At 62.0% G+C, this 20,401-nt stretch carries 14 protein-coding genes and 1 pseudogene; 4 read left to right on the top strand and 11 right to left on the bottom strand.

Annotated elements, in window-relative coordinates:
• On the top strand, positions 1–1,203 hold the full coding sequence (locus KI610_RS09870; protein WP_226498473.1) for a YbbN family protein: 1,203 nt from the start codon (positions 1–3) through the stop codon (positions 1,201–1,203).
• A 74-nt stretch (positions 1,204–1,277) separates the two neighbouring features.
• Here the strand turns inward: KI610_RS09870 and hflX are convergent, their stop codons facing one another.
• From hflX to KI610_RS09840, 6 genes are all read right to left on the bottom strand, one after another.
• Entirely contained in the window at positions 1,278–2,630 is a 1,353-nt protein-coding gene (gene hflX / locus KI610_RS09865) for a GTPase HflX (protein ID WP_226498472.1), read from the bottom strand.
• 120 nt (positions 2,631–2,750) lie between these two features.
• On the bottom strand, positions 2,751–3,704 hold the full coding sequence (locus tag KI610_RS09860; protein WP_226498471.1) for a branched-chain amino acid ABC transporter permease: 954 nt from the start codon (positions 3,702–3,704) through the stop codon (positions 2,751–2,753).
• A gap of 33 nt (positions 3,705–3,737) precedes the next feature.
• The gene (locus KI610_RS09855) at positions 3,738–4,619 is read right to left on the bottom strand and encodes a branched-chain amino acid ABC transporter permease (RefSeq protein WP_226498470.1); all 882 of its coding nucleotides are present in this window, start codon (positions 4,617–4,619) and stop codon (positions 3,738–3,740) included.
• A 58-nt stretch (positions 4,620–4,677) separates the two neighbouring features.
• Complete coding sequence (locus KI610_RS09850) at positions 4,678–5,892, bottom strand: ABC transporter substrate-binding protein (RefSeq protein ID WP_226498469.1); 1,215 nt, start codon at positions 5,890–5,892, stop codon at positions 4,678–4,680.
• A 56-nt stretch (positions 5,893–5,948) separates the two neighbouring features.
• Positions 5,949–6,671 (bottom strand): ABC transporter ATP-binding protein, encoded by a 723-nt coding sequence (locus KI610_RS09845; protein ID WP_226498468.1) that lies wholly within the window; start codon positions 6,669–6,671, stop codon positions 5,949–5,951.
• 14 nt (positions 6,672–6,685) lie between these two features.
• Positions 6,686–7,453: an ABC transporter ATP-binding protein gene (locus KI610_RS09840; protein ID WP_226498467.1), complete on the bottom strand. Its 768-nt coding sequence runs from the start codon at positions 7,451–7,453 to the stop codon at positions 6,686–6,688.
• A 372-nt stretch (positions 7,454–7,825) separates the two neighbouring features.
• Between KI610_RS09840 and KI610_RS09835 the strand changes: the two genes are divergently transcribed.
• The gene (locus KI610_RS09835; protein WP_226498466.1) at positions 7,826–8,374 is read left to right on the top strand and encodes a glutathione peroxidase; all 549 of its coding nucleotides are present in this window, start codon (positions 7,826–7,828) and stop codon (positions 8,372–8,374) included.
• A gap of 32 nt (positions 8,375–8,406) precedes the next feature.
• On the top strand, positions 8,407–9,429 hold the full coding sequence (locus tag KI610_RS09830; protein WP_226498465.1) for an acetylserotonin O-methyltransferase: 1,023 nt from the start codon (positions 8,407–8,409) through the stop codon (positions 9,427–9,429).
• 58 nt (positions 9,430–9,487) lie between these two features.
• On the opposite strand, the gene KI610_RS09825 is transcribed toward KI610_RS09830, so the two are convergent.
• Positions 9,488–10,774: a Glu/Leu/Phe/Val family dehydrogenase gene (locus KI610_RS09825; protein WP_226498464.1), complete on the bottom strand. Its 1,287-nt coding sequence runs from the start codon at positions 10,772–10,774 to the stop codon at positions 9,488–9,490.
• A gap of 9 nt (positions 10,775–10,783) precedes the next feature.
• The gene (gene putA / locus KI610_RS09820; protein WP_226498463.1) at positions 10,784–14,395 is read right to left on the bottom strand and encodes a bifunctional proline dehydrogenase/L-glutamate gamma-semialdehyde dehydrogenase PutA; all 3,612 of its coding nucleotides are present in this window, start codon (positions 14,393–14,395) and stop codon (positions 10,784–10,786) included.
• Between the two features lie 149 nt (positions 14,396–14,544).
• Between putA and KI610_RS09815 the strand changes: the two genes are divergently transcribed.
• Positions 14,545–15,678: an aminotransferase class V-fold PLP-dependent enzyme gene (locus KI610_RS09815; protein ID WP_226498462.1), complete on the top strand. Its 1,134-nt coding sequence runs from the start codon at positions 14,545–14,547 to the stop codon at positions 15,676–15,678.
• 26 nt (positions 15,679–15,704) lie between these two features.
• Here the strand turns inward: KI610_RS09815 and KI610_RS20205 are convergent, their stop codons facing one another.
• The 3 genes and pseudogenes from KI610_RS20205 to KI610_RS09805 form a co-directional block, all read right to left on the bottom strand.
• Positions 15,705–15,989 carry a CZB domain-containing protein gene (locus KI610_RS20205; RefSeq protein WP_449757746.1) on the bottom strand — a complete coding sequence of 95 codons (285 nt, stop codon included), beginning with the start codon at positions 15,987–15,989 and terminating at the stop codon, positions 15,705–15,707.
• A gap of 138 nt (positions 15,990–16,127) precedes the next feature.
• Positions 16,128–16,556: pseudogene (locus KI610_RS20200) on the bottom strand (methyl-accepting chemotaxis protein); the annotation flags it as partial.
• Positions 16,557–16,866: 310 nt separating this feature from the next.
• The gene (locus KI610_RS09805; protein WP_226498460.1) at positions 16,867–20,196 is read right to left on the bottom strand and encodes a response regulator; all 3,330 of its coding nucleotides are present in this window, start codon (positions 20,194–20,196) and stop codon (positions 16,867–16,869) included.
• Between the last annotated feature and the right edge of the window lie 205 nt (positions 20,197–20,401).

Here is a 20,401-nt window from a genome sequence, read left to right as displayed (position 1 = left end):
ATGTTCTCCCGCCTCTTTTTCGCCTCTCTGTTCAGCCTGTGCCTGGCCTTCCCGGCCTGGGCGCAGGGCGAGGTTGATCTTTACCTGTTCTGGTCCTTGCGCTGCCCGCACTGCCTCGAGGCGCGGCCGCAGGTGCAGGCGCTGGCGGCAGAGCAGCCGTGGCTACGCCTGCATGACCACGAAATCACCCAGTCGCCGGAAAACCTCGAACGCTTCTTCACCATGGCGCGCCAGCTTGGCGAAGAGGCGCAATCCGTTCCGACGCTGATTTACTGCGGCCGCATGGAAGTCGGCTGGGATGACCGCCCGGAGGCCCAAGCGGCCCTGCTCGCCCGACTGGAAGCCTGCCGCGACGGTAGCGGCGAGACTGCGAAGCCGGTCGCCAGCCCGCCACTGAACCTGCCGCTGATTGGCGAAATCGACCCTGCGTCAGCCTCGCTCCCGTTATTGACCCTGCTGCTCGCCGGGCTCGATGCCTTCAATCCCTGCGCCTTTTTCGTGCTGCTCTTTTTGCTCTCGCTGCTCGTCCATCAGCATCAGCGCAGCCGGATGCTGCTTATCGGCGGCGTCTTCGTCGCCTTTTCCGGGCTGATGTATTTCGCCTTCATGGCGGCCTGGCTCAATCTGTTTCTCGTCGTCGGCAGCCTGCCCTGGGTCACCGCCGGCGCCGGGCTGGTTGCCTTGTTGATCGGGGCGTTCAACATCAAGGATTTCGTCGCTTTCAAGCACGGGCCTTCGTTGTCGATTTCGAAAGGACGCAAGGCCGATATTTTTCAGCGCGGCCGGCGCATCCTGGCTGCCGGCAGCCTGCCGGCCATGCTGGCGGCGACCGTCGTGCTGGCCATTGCCGCCAATTTCTACGAACTGCTGTGCACGGCCGGCTTCCCGATGGTTTTCACGCGCCTGCTCACCCTGCGCGAGCATGGCCTCGGCCAGCACTACCTGTACTTGGCGCTCTACAACGTGATTTACGTTTTGCCGCTGTTCGTCATCGTGCTCGCCTTCGTCCGCTCGATGGGCAGGCGCAAGCTCAGCGAACGCGATGGCCGACTGCTCAAATTACTCTCCGGGCTCATGATGGCCGGCCTCGGCGCCGTCCTGCTAGTGGCGCCGGAACGACTCGACCAGCCGGCGGTGGCGCTGGCCTTGCCGGCCGTGGCCGTGGCGCTGACCTGGCTAGCCAGGCGCTACGGTCGATTTTGATTTTGGCTGTTTTTTACGTTTCACGTAGTAAACCCGGTTGACCGTAGCAACCTGAAAAAACCGAAAAATCAGACTCAGATCTGTGCGAACTGCTCGCGCAAATCCTCGACAACAACGCTTGCGCCGCGAACCTTGAAGAAGGCGCCATCGTTGTCGGCCCGCTCTTCCAGCACCTCGCAGCTGGCGAAGATTTCCTTGCGCAGCTGCTGCGCCGACCAAGGCAGGAAAAGCTCGGCCTCGATATGATCGCTCTGGAAAAAGGCGATGATCTTGAGGCGTAGCGCGGCCACTTCCTCCGGACGGCGAGCGCTCATCACGACACAATCGGGATACTTGGCCCGTAGAGCCGCTTCGCACTCGGCCTGTGCCTCGGCGTCGCCAACGTGGTCGATCTTGTTGAAGATGCGCAGACGCGGCACGACATCGGCGCCGATTTCTTCGAGCACCTTGTCGGTCACTTCGAGCTGACGTTCGAAACCGGGGTCGCTGGCGTCGATGACGTGGAGCAACAACGAGGCATCAAGCGCCTCGTCGAGCGTTGACTTGAACGACGCCACCAGACCGTGTGGCAGGTTCTTGATGAAACCGACCGTATCGCTGACCAGCACGCGCGGCACGCTCTCCGGGTAGAGGGCGCGGACGGTGGTGTCGAGCGTCGCAAACAGCTTGTTGGCAACCAGCACTTCGCTGCCGGTCAGCGCCCGCATCAGCGTGGACTTGCCGGCATTGGTGTAGCCAACCAGCGCGACAGATGCCTGGCTCTGGCGCTCCTGACGCCGGGCGCGCTGCGTCTTGCGCTCGGCCTCCATGGCGAGGATTTCGAGCTGCAGTTCGGCGATGCGGTCGCGGATCTTGCGTTTATCGAGTTCGGTATGCGACTCGCCAGCCCCCCGGCCGCCGACACCGCTCCGTTGCCGACCCTGTGGTCCGGCCAGCTTGGCCGCCTCGCGCAGGCGCGGCGCCATATAGCCGAGGCGGGCAATTTCCACCTGCGCCTTGGCCGCCCGCGAGCGGGCGTTGCGATGGAAAATTTCGAGGATGACCATGGTCCGGTCCATGACCTCGCAACCGGCCTCGATTTCCAGATTGCGCGCCTGCGACGGCGAAATCTCGTGATCGACGAGAATGGCTTCGATCTCCGGCAGATTCGACTCGGCCAGCGACAGCACCTCATCGCCTGCTTCGTCAAAAATCGGCTCGCCATGGACGAAAGCGCGTATTTCCTGCCGCTTGCCAACGCCCAGATAACCCGTCGTATCGAAGCTGGTGCGCTTCTGCACGAAGGTATGGATGACCTTGAAACCCAGCGTTTTAGCCAGTTCGCGCAGCTCGGTCAACGACGCCTCGAACTCCATGTCGCTCACGTTCGGCAGTTGTACGGCCGCCGCAACGGCGATCCTGAGCTTTTGTTCTACTTCCGTCTGCATCCGAAATTGTTTCTCTTGATTTGGCGAAGGCAGATAGTAACCGGCAATGGATAGTCACCGACATTGCGGCGTCGGGCAGATACAACTATCTGCCCGGCTTCAGATCAATGGGCAATCAATTCAATTGACGCCTGAACGCTTGATCAGTGCCTGCAGTTCGCCAACGATACCGCGCCGGAAGCTGAGTACGCAGATCACGAAAATCACGCCCATGATCACCGTCACCCAGGAGCCGACAGAATCGGCGAGCTGAGTCTGCAGGGCGACGATGGTGGCGGCGCCGACGATCGGGCCGAGGATGGTGCCGAGGCCGCCGAGCAGGGTCATCAGCACGACTTCGCCCGAGGCATGCCAGTGCACATCGCTCAGCGAGGCAAGCTGGAAGACCAGGGTTTTGGTCGCGCCGGCCATGCCGGCCAGGGCGGCCGAAATGATGAAGGCGATCAGCTTGAATTTGGCGACGTCGTAGCCGAGCGAAATGGCGCGCGGCTCGTTCTCGCGGATGGCCTTGAGAATCTGGCCGAAGGGCGAATGGATGGTGCGGTAGATGATGAAGAAGCCGAAACAGAAGATGGCAAAGACCAGGTAATACATGGCGATGTTGTCGGAAAGATCGAGCAGGCCGAACAGGTGGCCGCGCGGCACGCCCTGCAGGCCGTCCTCGCCGCCGGTTTCCTTGATCTGGATGGCGAGGAAGAAAACCATCTGGGCCAGGGCCAGGGTAATCATCGCGAAGTAGATGCCGGTGCGCTTGATGGCCAGCGAGCCGAACAGCCAGCCGAGCAGCCCGGCCGCCACGGTACCGGCAAGGATGCCGACTTCCGGCGTGACGCCGACATCGCGCACCATCATGCCGCAGACGTAACCAGCCGTGCCGAGGAAAGCGGCGTGCCCGAAGGAAAGCAGGCCGGCAAAGCCGAGCAGCAGGTTGAAGGCGCAGGCGAACAGCGCGTAGCAGAGGATTTTCATCAGAAAAGTGGGGTAGACCGCAAAAGGTGCGATCAGGCCGATGACGAACAGCACGCCGAGGAGCAGCGGCAACTTCGATTCGGCAAACGAGACCGGCGCATTCATGAGGTTTTCCTTCGAGTTTTCACTTGTCGCGTTTCAGGACTTGCCGAACAGACCTGCCGGCCGCAGCAGCAGAACGATGACCATGATGACGAAAACCACCACGCTGGAGGCTTCCGGATAGAACACCCTGGTCAGGCCTTCGATCAGGCCGAGGCCGAGGCCGGTCAGGATGGAGCCCATGATCGAACCCATGCCGCCGATGACGACTACCGCAAAGACGACGATGATCAGGTTGGAGCCCATCAGCGGATTGACCTGGAAGATGGGCGCCGCCAGCACGCCGGCGAAGGCGGCGAGCGCGACGCCGTAGCCGTAGGTGAAGGTGATCAGCAGCGGCACGTTGATGCCCAGGGCCTGGACCATCGCCGAATTCTCGGTGCCGGCGCGCAGATAGGCGCCGAGCTTGGTCCGTTCGATCATGTACCAGGTGCCGAAACAGACGGTCAGCGAGGCGATGATGACCCAGCCGCGATAGATGGGCAGGAACATGAAGCCGAGATTGACCCCGCCGGAGAGTAGCTCGGGGACTTCGTAGCTCTCGCCGGAAATGCCGAACTGGTCGCGGAAAATGCCTTCGAAGATCAGTGCCAGACCGAAGGTGAGCAGCAATCCGTAGAGGTGGTCGAGCTTGTACAGGCGGCGCAGCATCAGGCGCTCGATCAGCACGCCGACGACGCCGACGATGAGCGGCGCGGCGATCAGGGCGACCCAGTAGTTGATGCCAAAGCGGGTCAGTGCAATCCAGGCGACGAAGGCGCCCATCATGTACTGCGCGCCGTGGCAGAAATTGATGATGTTGAGCAGGCCGAAGATGATCGCCAGCCCGAGGCTGAGAATGGCGTAGAACGAGCCATTGATCAGCCCGACCAGCAACTGGCTGCCGAGCAAGGCGGTCGAGATTCCGAAAATTTCCATGGAAGGCTCCAGTCCCGGCGCGAACCGTTGTCCGCACCGGGGATTGCGATGACTCTGCTTACTTCTTGATCAGCGGGCAGCGCGACTGGGCCAGCGGCTGGAAGGCCTCGGCCGCCGGAATGGTCGCCTTGATTGTGTAGTAATCCCACGGATATTTCGAGTCAGCCGGCTTCTTGACCTGAACCAGGTACATGTCATGGACCATGCGGCCGTCGTCGCGAATCTGGCCGTTCTTGGCGAAGAAGTCGTTGATCGGCGTCTTTTTCATCGCCGCCATGACCTTGCTCGTGTCATCGCTGCCGGCCGCCTTGACCGCCTTCAGGTAGTGGTAGATCGACGAGTACTGGCCGGCCTGGACCATGGTCGGCATCTTCTTCTGCTTGTCGAAGAAGCGCTTCGACCAGGCGCGGGTTTCTTCAGTGCGATCCCAGTAAAAACCGGTGGTCAGGAACATGCCCTGGGTCGGCTTGAGGCCGAGGGCGTGGACGTCGGTGATGAACATCAGCAGGCCGGCCAGCGACTGCTTGGGCGTGACGCCAAACTCGGCCGCCTGCTTGATGGCATTGGTGGTATCGGCACCGGCGTTGGCCAGGCCGATCACCTGCGCCCCTGAAGACTGGGCCTTGAGCAGGAAGGAGGAAAAGTCGGAGCCCGGGAAGGGGTGGCGCACTGCACCGAGCACCTTGCCGCCGTTGGCTGTGACGACGGCTGAGGAATCCTTTTCCAGCGCATGACCGAAGGCATAGTCGGCAGTCAGGAAGAACCAGCTCTTGCCGCCCTGCGTGGTCACCGCCTTGGCCGTGCCGTTGGCCAGCGCATAGGTGTCGTAGGTGTAGTGCACCGAAACGTCGTTGCACTGCTCGTTGGTGATCGGCGTCGAGGCCGGGCCGTTCATGATGACGACGCGGTCCTTTTCCTTGGCGACCTTCATCACGGCCAACGCGGTGGAGGTAGTGACCAGCTCGGTGACCGTATCGACGTTCTCGCGCTCGATCCATTCACGCGCCTTGTTCGAAGCAATGTCGGCCTTGTTCTGGTGGTCGGCAGTCACCACCTCGATTTTGAAGCTCGGCTTTTCATTGGCGATGAAGTCGTCAATGGCCATTCTGGTGGCCAAAATGGCACCCGAGCCGGCGAGGTCGGAATAGGTGCCGGACAGATCGGTCAGCACGCCGATTTTTACCGAGCCGCCCGAAATCTGCGCCTGGGCACCGAAAGAAAGCGCAGCCAGAGCGGCGGCGCAGGCAGTTCTTGCATATTTTCTGGATGACATGGGTGATTCCTCCTTATGGTTGTGGGCAAGCACGGCAAGTGTTGTGTTGCACGACACTAGACACCGAGCGTGTGATGCAGCCAGTCCATCTTGCCCGGGAGTTCGTCCCGGGTGATGGTGGCGATTATTTCTCCGTGTTCGAGCACGTAATGGCGGTCGGCCAGCGGTGCCGCGAAACGGAAATTTTGTTCGACAAGAATGATGGTGAAGCCGCGTATCTTCAGTTCGGTAATCACCTCGCCGAGCTTCTTGACGATGACAGGGGCGAGACCTTCGGTAATTTCGTCGAGCAATAGCAGCTTGGCCCCCGTGCGCAGAATGCGGGCCATCGCCAGCATCTGCTGCTCACCGCCGGAAAGCTTGCCGCCCGGGCTGGTGCGACGTTCGCCGAGATTCGGGAACATCGTATAAAGCTCATCGACCGACATGCCACCGCTCGAAACAATGGGCGCCAGGGTCAGGTTTTCCTCGGCACTGAGCGAGGTAAAGATGGCCCGCTCTTCCGGGCAATAGCCGACGCCGTGGTGGGCGATCTTGTGGGTCGGCACGTGGATGACCTCGTTGCCGTTGACCATGATCGAGCCGGTTCGCCGGCCGACCAGGCCCATGATCGACTTGAGCGTGGTCGTCCGGCCCGAGCCGTTGCGGCCGAGCAGCGTGATGCATTCGCCCTTGGCGACGCTGAGGTCCAACCCGTGCAGGATGTGCGACTCGCCGTAAAAAGCGTGCAGGTCGGTCAGGCGGAGATATTCGGGTTTTGGTTGAAAAGCGCTGGTCATGGTCGTTTTCCCGCCTAGTGATGCGCGTCGTTCATATTGTCGGAACCGACGTAGGCTTCGAGCACCTGCGGATTTTTCGAGACCTCTTCGTAAGTCCCTTCAGCCAGCACGCTGCCCCGGGTCAGCACGGTAATCCGGTCGCACAGGTTGGCGACCACCGACAGATTGTGTTCGACCATCAGGATGGTACGGTTGACCGAAACCTTGCGAATCAGTTCGACAACGCGGGCGATGTCCTCATGCCCCATGCCCTGCGTCGGTTCGTCGAGCAGCATCATGTCGGGTTCGAGTGCCAGCGTCGTGGCAATTTCCAGCGCCCGCTTGCGGCCATAGGGCATTTCGGCCGTCATCGTTTCGGCGAAGCTGCCGAGGTCGACTGCCTCGAGCAGCGCCATCGCTTCGTCGTTGAGCTTGTTGAGGCTCTTTTCCGATTTCCAGAAATGGAACTCGGTGCCCAGCTTGCGCTGCAGGCCGATGCGCACGTTTTCCATGACCGTCAGGTGCGGGAAGGTAGCGGAAATCTGGAAGGAGCGGACAAAGCCCCGGCGTGCCGTAACCGCCGGCGCTTCGTGCGTGATGTCCTCGCCCTTGAAGTGAATCGTGCCGGCGGTGGGCGGCAGGAATTTGGTGACCAGATTGAACACTGTCGTCTTGCCCGCGCCGTTCGGCCCGATCAGCGCGTGGATGGTGCCGCGCTGCACCTTGAGATTGACATCGGAAACAGCGGTAAAACCTTTGAATTCCTTGGTCAGACCGCGCGTTTCCAGAATGAAATCGCTCATTGCTTCTCCTGACGGCTTTGTCGTTGCTTGCGGCCGGCTATGGATGGCGAAGCGGGCACTAGGTCTGCTTGGTGCTGATCAGTCCAGAGATTGAATGTCACCACTGCCTCACCTCCGTCTTTGGTTGCCGATACTGCAACTGATTCATCTGTCGTTAATCATGGCACGACAATATGCCGAATTGCTTGCTGGAACAAGGCTGTTTGCATAGGGGTATACCCGCACGGAGAGCGACTTTCAGCAGTTTTCAACAGCACCTCATTGCTCACCGGTTTTTCAAATACCGTCGGGCATTTGGTCATCAACACGTAAAATGGCTGCCCGTTGGCTTGCCGGTTCGGACTTGCTACCCCCTAAGGAAACGAGATCGCCATGAATGACTCCCTCTACGACATTCCCCTCAACAGCCTCGATGGGCGCGCGCTGACGCTGGGCGAGTTCCGGGGACAAGTGTTGCTGGTCGTCAATGTCGCCTCGAAGTGCGGGCTGACGCCGCAGTACGCCGGGCTGGAGTGCCTGTTCAAGGAGTATCGCGGGCGCGGCCTGCAGGTGCTGGGCTTTCCCTGCAACGACTTTGCTGCACAGGAGCCGGGTTCGGCTGACGACATTCAGGATTTCTGCACGACGAACTACGGCGTCGATTTCCCGATGTTCGAGAAGCTCAATATCAACAGCGAACCGCGGCATCCGTTGTATACGTCTTTGATCGCCGCCCGGCCCGAGGCGGTGTTTCCGGCCGGCAGCGATTTCCGCGAGAAACTGGCCGGTTACGGCTGTTCGCCCAAGCAGCCTAGCGATGTACTGTGGAATTTCGAGAAATTCCTGGTCGGGCGTGATGGCCGGGTTTTGCAGCGTTTTTCGCCGGATACCACACCGGACGATCCGACCCTGCTCGCCGCAATTGAAGCGGCGCTCAGCTAAGCTTCACCCAGCAACCAAAAACAAGAAGACCGATGCCCCGCACCCGCAAACCCGATGTCTGCCAGCCGACCGGCTCGGCTGAACTGGCCATGCTCGACGTATACATGCCGATGATGAAGTCGTCGGCGATCATTTCGGCCGGCCGGCTGGGCCTTTTCGAGGCACTGGTCGACGGCCCGCTGACAGCGGAAGAACTCGCCGCGAAAATCGATTCGAGCCTGCGCGGCACTACGACGCTGGTCGACTTCCTGGTCGCCATCGGCTATCTGGAAAAGGACGACGACGCCTTTGCCAACACGGCGAGCACCCAGCGCTGGTTTACCAGCGCCGGCCAGGTCGATTACACGCCCGGCCTGCTGTGGACGCACGAGGCATGGGCGATGATGGGCAGCCTGGCCGAAACGGTGCGCAAGGGCGAACCGGAGCAGACACTCTGGGAGGCGATGATCGAAAAGCCGCATCTCGGCCCGCTGTTCTCGTCCTACATGGGCGCCTTTGCCGCCGACCTCGGCCCCGATCTGCTCAGGCACGTGCCGGTCTTGCCGGGCTATCGCCGCCTGCTCGACCTCGGCGGCTCCCATGGCCTGCATTCGATCCGCTTCTGCCAGCACTATCCGCAGCTCGCCGCCGTGATCGTCGACATGCCCAGTGCGCTGACCGAAACCGGGCCGGAGATCGAAAAAGCCGGACTGACCGGGCGCATTCAGCTCAGCCCCGGCACCTTGCAGGAGCACGACTGGGGCAGCGACAATGATCTGGTCTTCTATCTGTCGGTCGCCCACAACCATTCGGCCGAAGAGAATCGCCTGGCCATCTGGCAGATTGGCGAATCGATGAATCCGGGCGGCCTGCTGGTGATTCACGAATACCTGGCCGAAACCTCGCTCGACGCGCTCAACGCCGCTTTCCGCCTGACCCTGCTGCTGGAAACCGGCACCCAGACGCACCGCCATGAAGATTATTGCGCCTGGCTGACGGCAGCCGGATTTTCAGCGATTGAACGAATCGACCTCGAGCCGCGTGAAAAGGGTTCGCTGATTCTGGCCCGGCGCTAACCGCAAAGCCCATTTCAATTTTGGCCATCTTTTCCGGTTGACCGTAGCAATGGTCAAATCACGGATACAGCCCGCGCGTCGCCCGTGCTTCGAGCACCCGGCTGCAGCCGATGACGAAAGCGGCTGAACGCAGGGGCATTTTCCGCTCTTCGGCCATCTGCCAGATGGCGTTGAAGGCTTCCGCCATGATCCGTTCGAGGCGGGCGTTGATTTCATCCTCGGTCCAGAAGAAGCTCGAGAAATCCTGCACCCATTCGAAATAGCTGACGGTGACGCCGCCGGCATTGGCCAGCACGTCAGGCACGACGACGATGCCGCGCTCGGCGAGGATGGCGTCGGCTTCCGGCGTCGTCGGGCCGTTGGCGCCTTCGACGATGATGCGGGCGGCGATGTGCTCGGCGTTGAAGCGGTTGATCTGCGACTCCAGCGCGGCCGGCACGAGGAATTCGCAGGGCAGCGACCAGAAGTCGTCATTGCTTATCGTCTCGCAATCGGGCGCGCCGAGCAGCGTCTTGTTGTCGGCCAGATAGCGTTTGAGCGCCAGCACATCCAGCCCTGCCCCGTTGTATACCGTGCCGCTGACATCCTGCACGGCAACCACCCGGGCGCCGTGTTGAGCGAACATCCGGGCACTGGCCTCGCCGACATTGCCGAAGCCCTGGACGATCACCCGTGCCCCGTCGATGGATACACCCAACTTGCGCGCCGCTTCGCGGGCCGTGACGAAAACGCCGCGCCCGGTGGCATCCTGCCGGCCAAGCGAACCGCCGAGCGAAACCGGCTTGCCGGTCACCACACCGGTCACCGTCCGCCCCTCACCCATCGAATAGGTATCCATCATCCAGGCCATGACCTGGGCGTTGGTATTCATGTCCGGCGCCGGGATGTCCTTGTCCGGTCCGATCATCGAGCTGATCTCGCTGGTGTAGCGCCGGGTCAGCCCTTCCAGTTCGGACATCGACAACTGGCGCGGATCGACCCGCACGCCGCCCTTGGCACCACCGAAAGGCACATTGACCACGGCATTCTTGATCGTCATCCAGCCGGCCAGCGCCATCACTTCGGACAGCGTTACGTCCTGGTGGTAGCGCACGCCGCCCTTGCCCGGCCCGCGCGAGGTGTTGTGATGCACGCGATAGCCCTCGAAGTGCGTGATCTGGCCGTTGTCGAGGCGGATCGGCACATCGACGATGAGCGACCGCTTCGGCCGCCGCAGCGTATCAACCCAGGGCAGCAGGGACTTGTCGAGCAACGGCGCGACCTGTTCGACCTGCTGCAGATAGATGTGCCACGGACCAATGTTTTCCTTGGAAAGGTAGGAAGGTAGTTGCGGCGTGTTCAACATGGGAGTCCTTTACGCATCAAGCATCATCAAGGTGGTATTGCCGCCGGCCGCCGTCGTGTTCACGGTGAGCACGCGCTCGACCAGCATACGGTACAAGGGATAGTGTCCGCCATTGTCGGCCGGCTGGTAAGTGGCGATCAAGGCCCCCGGCTCCCGCGCCAGGCGCTGCCGAAGCGACGCATCCGGCTCGGACAACACACCGGCCAGGTCGCGATAGTCGTCGGGCTGCCGCCATTCGATCGCCGCCGCCAGATCGTCCGGCAGGCCGCCTATGGTTTTTCGCGTTTCCGGGCCGTCGACCGCAGCAGCCCGATTGCCGGTCGCCCAGACGGCGGCCAGTTGGTGCAGCAAGGCATGCTGGTTATCGGCCAGACAGAGCAAGGTTCCGCGCGGTGCGAAGCGCAGGGTGTTCTGTTCGCCGGTCGGTCCGGGCAGGTCGATCACCGCGTCGAGCAACGTCAGTTCAGCGTATTCGGCGCACAGCTCGGCCAACTCGTGATACCCGGAAAAGCAAGCCCACTCAGTCAGGCGCGCCAAGGCCGAAGCAGCGAGCGCCCCGCCCTCCCGCCGTGCACCGATTGCGCCAGGGCGAAGCTCGCCAGCTCCAGCCAGCCGAGGCAGATAGAGCGGCCCGCCGGCCTTCGGCCCGGTCCCCGAAAGCCCTTCGCCGCCGAATGGTTGGACGCCAACGACGGCACCGACCATGTTGCGATTGACGTAGATATTGCCGACCCGCGCCCGCCCGACGATGCGCTGAATGGTTTCGTCGATGCGGCTATGGATGCCCAGCGTCAGGCCGTAGCCGGTGGCGTTGATGGCGTCGATCAGGGCATCGAGCTGGCCGGCGGCGTAGCGCAGGACGTGGACGACTGGGCCGAACACTTCGCCCTGCAGTTCGGCCAGGGAATCGATCTCGATCAGGGTCGGCGGCACGTAGCTTCCCGCCGCACAGTCGGCCGGCAACGGCGACTGGAACACCGCCCTGCCCCGTGCCGCCTTATCGGCAATGTGAGCCAGCAGGGCGGACTGTGCCGGGCGATCGATGACCGGACCGATGTCGGTCGCCAGGTCGGCCGGATCGCCGATGCGCAGTTCGCCCATCGCCGCCTTCAGGAGGTCGAGCACGGTATCGGCAATCTCGTCTTGCAGGCAGAGGACGCGCAGGGCCGAACAACGCTGGCCGGCGCTGTCGAAGCCCGAGGCCAGCACATCCTGGACAACCTGTTCAGGCAGCGCCGAGGAATCGACGATCATTGCGTTCTGGCCGCCGGTTTCGGCGATCAACCGGGCCTCGTCGCGGCCGGCGATGCTCCGGTTGATGCGCCGCGCCACCTCGGCAGAACCGGTAAATACCACGCCGCGCACCCGCACATCGACGGTCAGCGCGGCGCCGACGATGTCGCCGGATCCGGGCAGCAATTGCAGCGCCGCAAGCGGCACCCCGGCCCGGTGCAACAGCTCGACCGCGAGAGCCGCAATCAACGGTGTCTGGGCGGCAGGCTTGGCCAGTACCGGGCTGCCGGCGGCTAGCGCCGCACTGACCTGGCCGATGAAAATAGCCAGTGGGAAATTCCACGGGCTGATGCAGGTGACCGGACCCGGTGCCACGTCGATTTCAATTTTGGCCAAAATTTCCGGTTGACCGTAGTAACGACAGAAATCAACCGCCTCGCGCACCTCGGCCAGCCCAGTGGGCCAGGTCTTGCCGGCTTCGCGGATGAGCAGGCTGACCAGTTCGGCCCGATGCGCCTGCAGCAGATCGGCCGCCCGCTGCAGAATGGCGGCGCGCTTGGCGGGCGGGGTCTGGAACCATGCTTCCGAAAAATCGGCCGCTGCGGCCAGCGCACTTTCGACCTGGGCGCTAGTGGCCTCGATCACGCTGCCGACCTGATCCTGAGCGTTGGCCGGGTTGATCACCGGTTTAGGCGCAGAACCAGCCGGCGATGGCGCCCCCGGCCCGGCCAGCAGCGGCCCGGCCCGCCAGGCTTTCCCGGCCAGCCCCTGCAATTCATCGGCCAGCCGGGCGAGCGTTGCCTCGTCGGCCAGATCGCTCCCGGCCGAATTGCGCCGTCCCGGGCCGTAAAGCTCGGGTGGCAGGGGAATTTTCGGATGCCGCGTGCCGCCATCCCGGCGCACGCTCGCCGCCGGGTCTTCCAGCAGCGCATCGACCGACACCCCGGCATCGACGATCCGGTTGACGAAAGAACTGTTGGCGCCATTTTCGAGCAGGCGGCGCACCAGATAGGGCAGCAAAGTCCGGTGCGTGCCGACCGGCGCGTAGATGCGGCACGGCTTGCCCAGCCCGGCCGAGCCGACCACCTGATCGTAAAGCGGCTCGCCCATGCCGTGCAGGCACTGGAACTCGTAGTCCTCGACACCGCGGGCCGCGGCCAGCTGAACCACCGTCGCCAGGGTCAGGGCGTTGTGCGTGGCGAACTGCGGATAGACCGCATCGGCCGCCCCCAGCAGGCGGCCGGCGCAAACGAGATAAGCCAGATCGGTATGCGCCTTGCGCGTGAACACGGGGTAGTCGCTCAGGCCATCGACCTGGGCGCGCTTGATTTCGCTGTCCCAGTAGGCGCCCTTGACCAGCCGCACCATGATCCGTCGGCGATTTTGCCGGGCCAATTCGACCAGCCAGTCGATGACGGCCGGGCTGCGCTTCTGATAAGCCTGGACGACAAAGCCGAGGCCATCCCAGCCGGCCAGTTCGGAGTCGCCAGCCAGCCTGGCGAAAATATCGAGCGACAGGTCCAGACGCTCGGCCTCCTCGGCATCGATATTGACGCCGATGGCGTAGTCCCTGGCCAGCCGCATGGGCCCCATCAGCCGCGGCCCCAGTTCGGCCAGCACCCGCCCCCGCTGGCTACGGACATAGCGCGGATGCAGGGCCGACAGCTTGATCGAAATCCCCGGCCCGTGGACCACCCCGCGCCCGGCACTGGCCGTGCCGATGGCGTGAATGGCCGTTTCGTAGGCGCGGTAGTAGCGTTCGGCATCGGCCGCAGTCAGGGCCGCTTCGCCGAGCATGTCGAAGGAGTGCCGGTAGCCGCGCGCTTCATTACTCCGGCTACGCACCAGCGCCGAAGCTATCGTCTCGCCCATGACGAAATGTTCGCCGAGCAGGCGCATGGCGAAGTCGATACTCTTGCGGATGAGCGGCTCACCACCCCGCGCCAGCAGCCGGGTCAGGGCATTGCCGAGGTCGCCGTGACTCTGGATGGCGACCAGCTTGCCGGTCAGCATCAGCCCCCAGGTCGCCGCATTGACGAACAGCGGGTGATCGCCGGCGAGGTGGGCCGACCAGTCGCCGCGGCCGATTTTGTCGCGAATCAGGCGGTCGACCGTGGCACTGTCCGGAATGCGCAGCAGCGCCTCAGCCAGGCACATCAGCGCGACGCCCTCCTGGCTGGACAAGGCAAACTCGTGCAGCAGGTGGTTGAAGCCCGCGCTTGCCGCGAAACGCTGGCGTTCGCCGCCGACCAGTTGGCGGGCCAGCCGCTGCGCCGCATCGCCGTCGCCAACCATGCAGTCGAATTCCGCCAGCAGCCGGCCGACGCATTCCGGCTCGGCGCGCCGGCAATCGGCCCGCAGGGCGCTACGCAATTCGGGCAATCCCATCGTCGCTCCTCCCTTGCCGGCCGCCACGCCGGCCATCAGTCAGACAAGATCAACACGCCGACAGTTTCGCACTCGCGTCAACCGATGACTAGCGCGCCATCACGCCTTGACGGTATGCTCTCGGCCACAACGCTCAACGGAGACCTCCTGTGCCCGCACTGCTGCCCCAACCCGATCCCGATGGCCTGCTCGAATATTCGGTGGTGTACACCGACCGCGCCCTGAACCACATGTCGCAACGCTTCCAGGGCGTCATGAAAGACATCTCGCGCCTGATCAAGAAGGCCTACAACGCCAAGGCTGCCATCATCGTGCCCGGCAGCGGCACTTTCGGCATGGAAGCCGTGGCCCGCCAGTTCGCGACCCATCGCAAGGTGCTGGTCATCCGCAACGGCTGGTTCAGTTTCCGCTGGACGCAGATTTTCGACATGGGCAAGATCCCGGCCGAAAGCATCGTCCTCAAGGCCCGACAAGTCGGTAGCGGGTCGCAGGCACCGTTCACCCCACCACCGATCGAGGAAGTCGTTGCCGCCATTCGCCAGCATCGGCCGGAAGTCGTTTTCGCACCGCACGTCGAAACCTCGTCGGGCATGATCCTGCCTGACGACTACATTCGCGCCGTTGGCGAGGCCGTGCGGGCGGTGGATGGCTATTTCGTGCTCGACTGCATCGCCTCCGGCACGGTCTGGGTGGACATGGTCGCCAACAATGTCGACATCCTGATCAGCGCCCCGCAGAAAGGCTGGAGCGCCTCGCCATGCTGCGCCATGGTCGCCCTCGGCGAACGCGCCCGCGCCCACATCGACGCGACGAGCAGCAGCAGCTTCGCCTGCGACCTCAAGAAATGGCTGCAGATCATGGAAGCCTTCGAAAATGGTGGTCACGCCTACCACGCGACGATGCCGACCGATGCCCTGGCCACCCTGCGCGACGTCATGCTCGAAACCGAAGCCTATGGCTTCGAAAAAGTTTGCCAGGAACAGATCGAACTCGGCCGCCGCATCCGCCAACTGATGGTGGCCAACGGCTTCCCCAGCGTCGCCGCCGAAGGTTTCCAGGCGCCCGGCGTAGTCGTCAGCTACACGTCCGACCCGGACATTCACAGCGGCAAGAAATTCATCGCCCAGGGCCTCCAGACCGCCGCCGGGGTGCCGCTGCAATGCGACGAACCGGCCGATTTCCGCACCTTCCGCATCGGCCTGTTCGGTCTGGAAAAGCTGCACAATCCGGCGCAGACGGTGGAAAACTTCGCCACCGCGCTGGCCGCAGCAACCGGGGCTTAGTGGAAACTAGCGCCCCGGAAACCTGATCAAAAGCGGTTCACGTCGACGGCAACCGAGTTCGCCATGCGTTCGAGGTTGTCGATGACGCCAACGCTACCCTGTTCCATGGCCTGAACATGCTTGAGCATGGCCTCGATATCGCCTGAGGCCTTGGCTTGCAGGGCGGCCTTGCCGTTGCTGTGCACAACGATGTGCGGGGCTTCCATCTCGCGATAACCGGGCAACTGGCTGAAGAGGTTTTTCCCTTCACCATCGTAGTACCACTTGCCGAGCCGGCATCCGGTATGCGACGCAACCCCGTCGGCCTCCATAGTTTCCAGGCCAAAAAGAGCCATGTAGATGCGGAACTTGAAGACCAGGTGATCGACCTTGGCGACTTCGACAAAACTGCTCAGGGCGCTGGCCGAAATGACCTGCTCCATTTGCTTCGACATGTCCATCAGGCGACGCATGTCTTCGGTCGACTTGGCGCCACGCTGGCTGAAATCATCGGCCGACGACGACAAAAGTTCCATCGCATCCTTGGCGTTCGTCGAGTTCTGACGGATATCGCTGACCAGCCCGCCGATATCCTTCGTTGCCTTTGAGGTGCGCTCGGCCAGTTTGCGCACTTCGTCGGCAACCACCGCAAAGCCGCGACCGGATTCACCGGCCCGGGCCGCCTCGATGGCCGCATTGAGGGCGAGCAGATTGGTCTGGTCGGCAATTTCACGAATCAACTGGACAATCGAACCGATCTTGTCGGCCTGCAGGGCAAGCGACTCAACCTCATGCGCCGTCTTCGCTGAATCTTGCGCCAACTGGTGCAGGTTGGAAGCAATTTCCGTCGTCGCCTGGCCACTCAGCAAAGCCACTTCGGCAGCCTCGACAGCCTGCATTTTCTCGTCATGCAACACGCTGGCCATCGTCCCCAGACTGCTTTGCGAGCCGGCCAAAGTCGCCGCGAAACTCGACAGGCTACGCACGACGTTTTTCAGCGTCTCGCATTCCCGGTCCTTTTCTACTGCCGCGTTCTGCTGATCACCCAAAACCCGCTTTGCCGTTTCCAGCTCCTGCATCAGGCCCTGCTCACGCTGTTGCAATCCTTCATACGCCTGCCGCAAGGCATCCAATTCTTTTTTTCCACCCCAGAACATCAGTCATCCCTTGTATTTATAGTGTTTTCCCCATGCCGCCCTACCGGCTCCCTTACTCGCGGATCGATATCTCCTTACCCGCGAGGGGGCGAATCATCGCATCTTTTTCCAACCATTCGAGAACCTCGGAAAAGAGCAGTTCAGGCGCAACCGGCTTAGGCAAAAAACCATTCATGCCAACCGAATAGCACAAGTCGCGATCATCGCTAAAGGCATTGGCGGTCATGGCCACGATGGGCAAATGCTCGCCGCCAGGAAGCTGGCGAATTCGCCCTGCTGCTTCAAGGCCACCCATCTTCGGCATCTGCAGATCCATCAGGACGATCCGATAGGTATTGCTCGCCAGTTTTTCCAGTGCCTCAAGCCCGTTGTTGGCGATATCGACAACCATCCCGACATCCTCGAGCATGTCCTGGGCGACCATCTGATTGATCGGCTCATCCTCGACCAGCAGGATTCGACTGCCCGCATGCAGGCGACGCAAGCGAGCCTCGACGGGTTCGGCAAGCGCCGCATCGGCGCTCCCCCGGTCGACATGTTTCAGCAGGCAGTGATGCAAGGCCAGGGTCGAGACCGGCTTGTGCAACACCTGGGAAAATCCGGCGCGCAGGCCTGCCCTGGCCAGATCCTCGTCATAGGACGCCGTGACCAGGAAACACACCGGCCTGCTCAGTATCGGCAAGGCCCGGACGCTGGCCAAAGTATCCAGTCCATCCAGGCCGGGCATGTACATATCGACCAGCAGGAAACCAAAGGGATCGCCGTCGGCATCTGCCGCCGATATGGCTTCAAGGGCATTCTCCCCGGAGGCGACCCCTTCCGCCCGCAGGCCAATCTGCCGTAGTTGATAGAGCAGCCCCATGCGGGTCATGGCGACATCTTCAACCACCAATGCCCGCACGCCATCCAGCCTGGCCTTTTCCCGCTCATCCACCGCCGGCTGACTCACCTTGCCGAGCCATGCCGTGAGCCAGAACAGGCTACCCACGCCCGGCGTGCTGCTGGCGCCGACCTCGCCGTCCATCAATCGGGCAAGATTGCGGCTGATGGCCAGGCCAAGACCGGTGCCGCCATACTGCCGCGTGATCGATTGGTCGGCCTGCTGAAATGGCTCGAAAAGCTTATGCAGGCAGCCCGCTTCGATGCCAATGCCGCTGTCCTCGACCTCGAAACGGACCAGCAGGTCATTTCCATTTTCCTCAACGACCTTTGCCCGCAAGCGGATCGTCCCCTGCTCAGTAAACTTGACGGCGTTGCCCAGATAGTTGAGCAATGCCTGCCCGAGCCGCGTCGCATCGCCATTCACCTGGCGTGGCACAGTGCCGACATCGACGACCAGTTCCAGGCCTTTGGCCCGCGCCCGGTCGATCACCAGACTGCAAATTCGGGTCAGCATCCCTTCCAGATCAAAAGGCTCGCGCTCAAGCACCAGCTTACCGGCATCGATTTTCGAGATGTCGAGAATGTCATTGATCACCGACAGCAGGTGATCGGCAGCATTGGCAATCTTTTCCAGCTTGCCGTCCTGGTCTTCCGTCGGATTCCGCTGCCGCAACAGGTGAGTGAAGCCGACAATGGCATTGAGCGGCGTCCGTATTTCGTGGCTCATGTTGGCCAGGAAGGTTCCCTTCGCTCGCACGGCAGCCTCCGCTTCCTCCTTGGCCTGGTGCAATTGCTCGGTGCGCTCGGCGACCAGTTCTTCCAGGCGGTGGCGATGCCGGTCCAGTTCTTCGGCATCGCGCTTTTTCGCGGTGATGTCTTCCTTGATGCACAGATAATGCGTAATCGTCCCGTCAGGCTGACGGATCGGCGAGAAAATCTCGTTTTCGGTAAATAACTCACCATTCTTCCGCCGATTGATGAACTCACCCTGCCAGGAACGCCCTTCGCACAAGGTTCGCCAGAGATCTTCAAAGACGGCAGGCGGTGTCAGGCCGGATTGCAGAATATTGGGATTCTTCCCCTTGACCTCATCCAGGCTGTAGCCGCTCATCCGCTCGAAAGCCGCGTTCACATATTCGATTTCGGCGGCTGTATTGGTGATGATGATGCTGTTGGGGTTCTGCTCGACAGCCAGTTGCAGCTTGCGGATCAAATCTTCCTCGCGCCAGCGCTCGATGGCTATCCCGGCAAGGCGCGTCACCATGTCGATGACGAGTTGATGAAACGGCTCCGGCATTCCGGGCTGGCGACCGTAAAGGACAAGAATGCCGAGCAGTTGGCCGCCGGCATCCGGTATTGGCGTCGACCAGGCCGCCCGAATATCGCAAGTCAGCGCCAGATCCCGGAAAGGCACCCACAACGGATCATTGAGAACATCCTCGGTCAGCACCTGGGATTTGCGCGCTGCCGCGGTTCCGCACGAGGCCATGCCGTCGAGAACCGCCAGGCCATCCAGTCCGTCATAAAAAGCCTCTGGCATCGAGGGGGCGGCCGCAACCCGCAGGCACTCAGCGCCGTCATCCATCGTCAGGATCGCCGCCCGGGCACCGGACACCATCGATTCAACCGTGCGCACCAACTCGCCAAACAGTCGGGGCAAGGGCAAGTTGGTGGCAACCATCTCGAGCAGACGACCATGGGCCTGCGTAATCGCCTCCAGCCGTCGCCGCTCGCTGACATCGCGGGCCACGGCAAAGCTCCCCTTGATATTTCCGTCGCTGTCGTGGATCGGGCCGCGCGTCACATGGAGAAGGACTTCACCGGCCGCACTCAGATACGGCTCGTCCTGCGTGACACTGCAATTGCCATCGATTACAACCTGATCGGCCGCCGCAAAAATCGCCGCCTGCGCCGCTGAAAACAGCTCGCCGTCACAACGCCCGAGAATCTCCTCTTCGCGCTTGCCGAACAGTGACAAGGCCGCTTCATTGACGAACAGGTAGCGCCCCTGCAGATCCTTGCCGAGTACGATGTTCTGGGAACCCCGGGCAATTGCTTCAAAAAGGTTCAGCCGCCGGTCGATGGAAAAATGGACGGACGGGAATCGACGCCCGTGAATACTGTTCATGATCGCCCCGGACAAGCGGGACAGATTGCTGCCCAGGACAAAATCGGCAATGCCCAGCCGGAACAGATCGGCAGTCAGCTCCTCACCGATCGGCCCGGAAACCAGAACCACCGGCAACAATGGGTGGCGGATGCGGATTCTCGACAACATTGTCTTGAATTCGACGTCCGGATTGGCGAAGCTGGCGACGATGGCATCCAGAGAGTCGTCGAGAACCGACTCAAGCGCTTCGGGGCTGGAAATATGACTGAGTTTGCCAACGATACCGGTAGAAAAAAGCGCTTCTTCAATCACGCCCGAATCATTCGGCTCGTCGACCACCAAGAGCAACTGCAGGGGTCGAACCCGGCATGGATCATCAAGCGACTTCATCTTCCTCCAATGCCCTCGGTATTTTTTCACCTGGTCGCACGGGGAGTGGCTTGCAGCATGTGGGCATCGTTAATTCTGCTCTGCGAGCACCATGGCAACCATCCGGAAGATATAACTGAATAATTACGAAATTCCTGAGCAAAACGGTGGTCCACCGGAAGCTGACATTGTCGGCAACCACTTGGTTCGGCAAAAACCCGCCTTG

The sequence above is a fragment of the Ferribacterium limneticum genome (genome assembly GCF_020510565.1).
Classification (GTDB): Bacteria; Pseudomonadota; Gammaproteobacteria; order Burkholderiales; family Rhodocyclaceae; genus Azonexus; species Azonexus limneticus_B.
The sequence above is the reverse complement of the archived record's forward strand: the minus strand, read 5'-3'. Positions and strand labels throughout refer to the sequence as shown.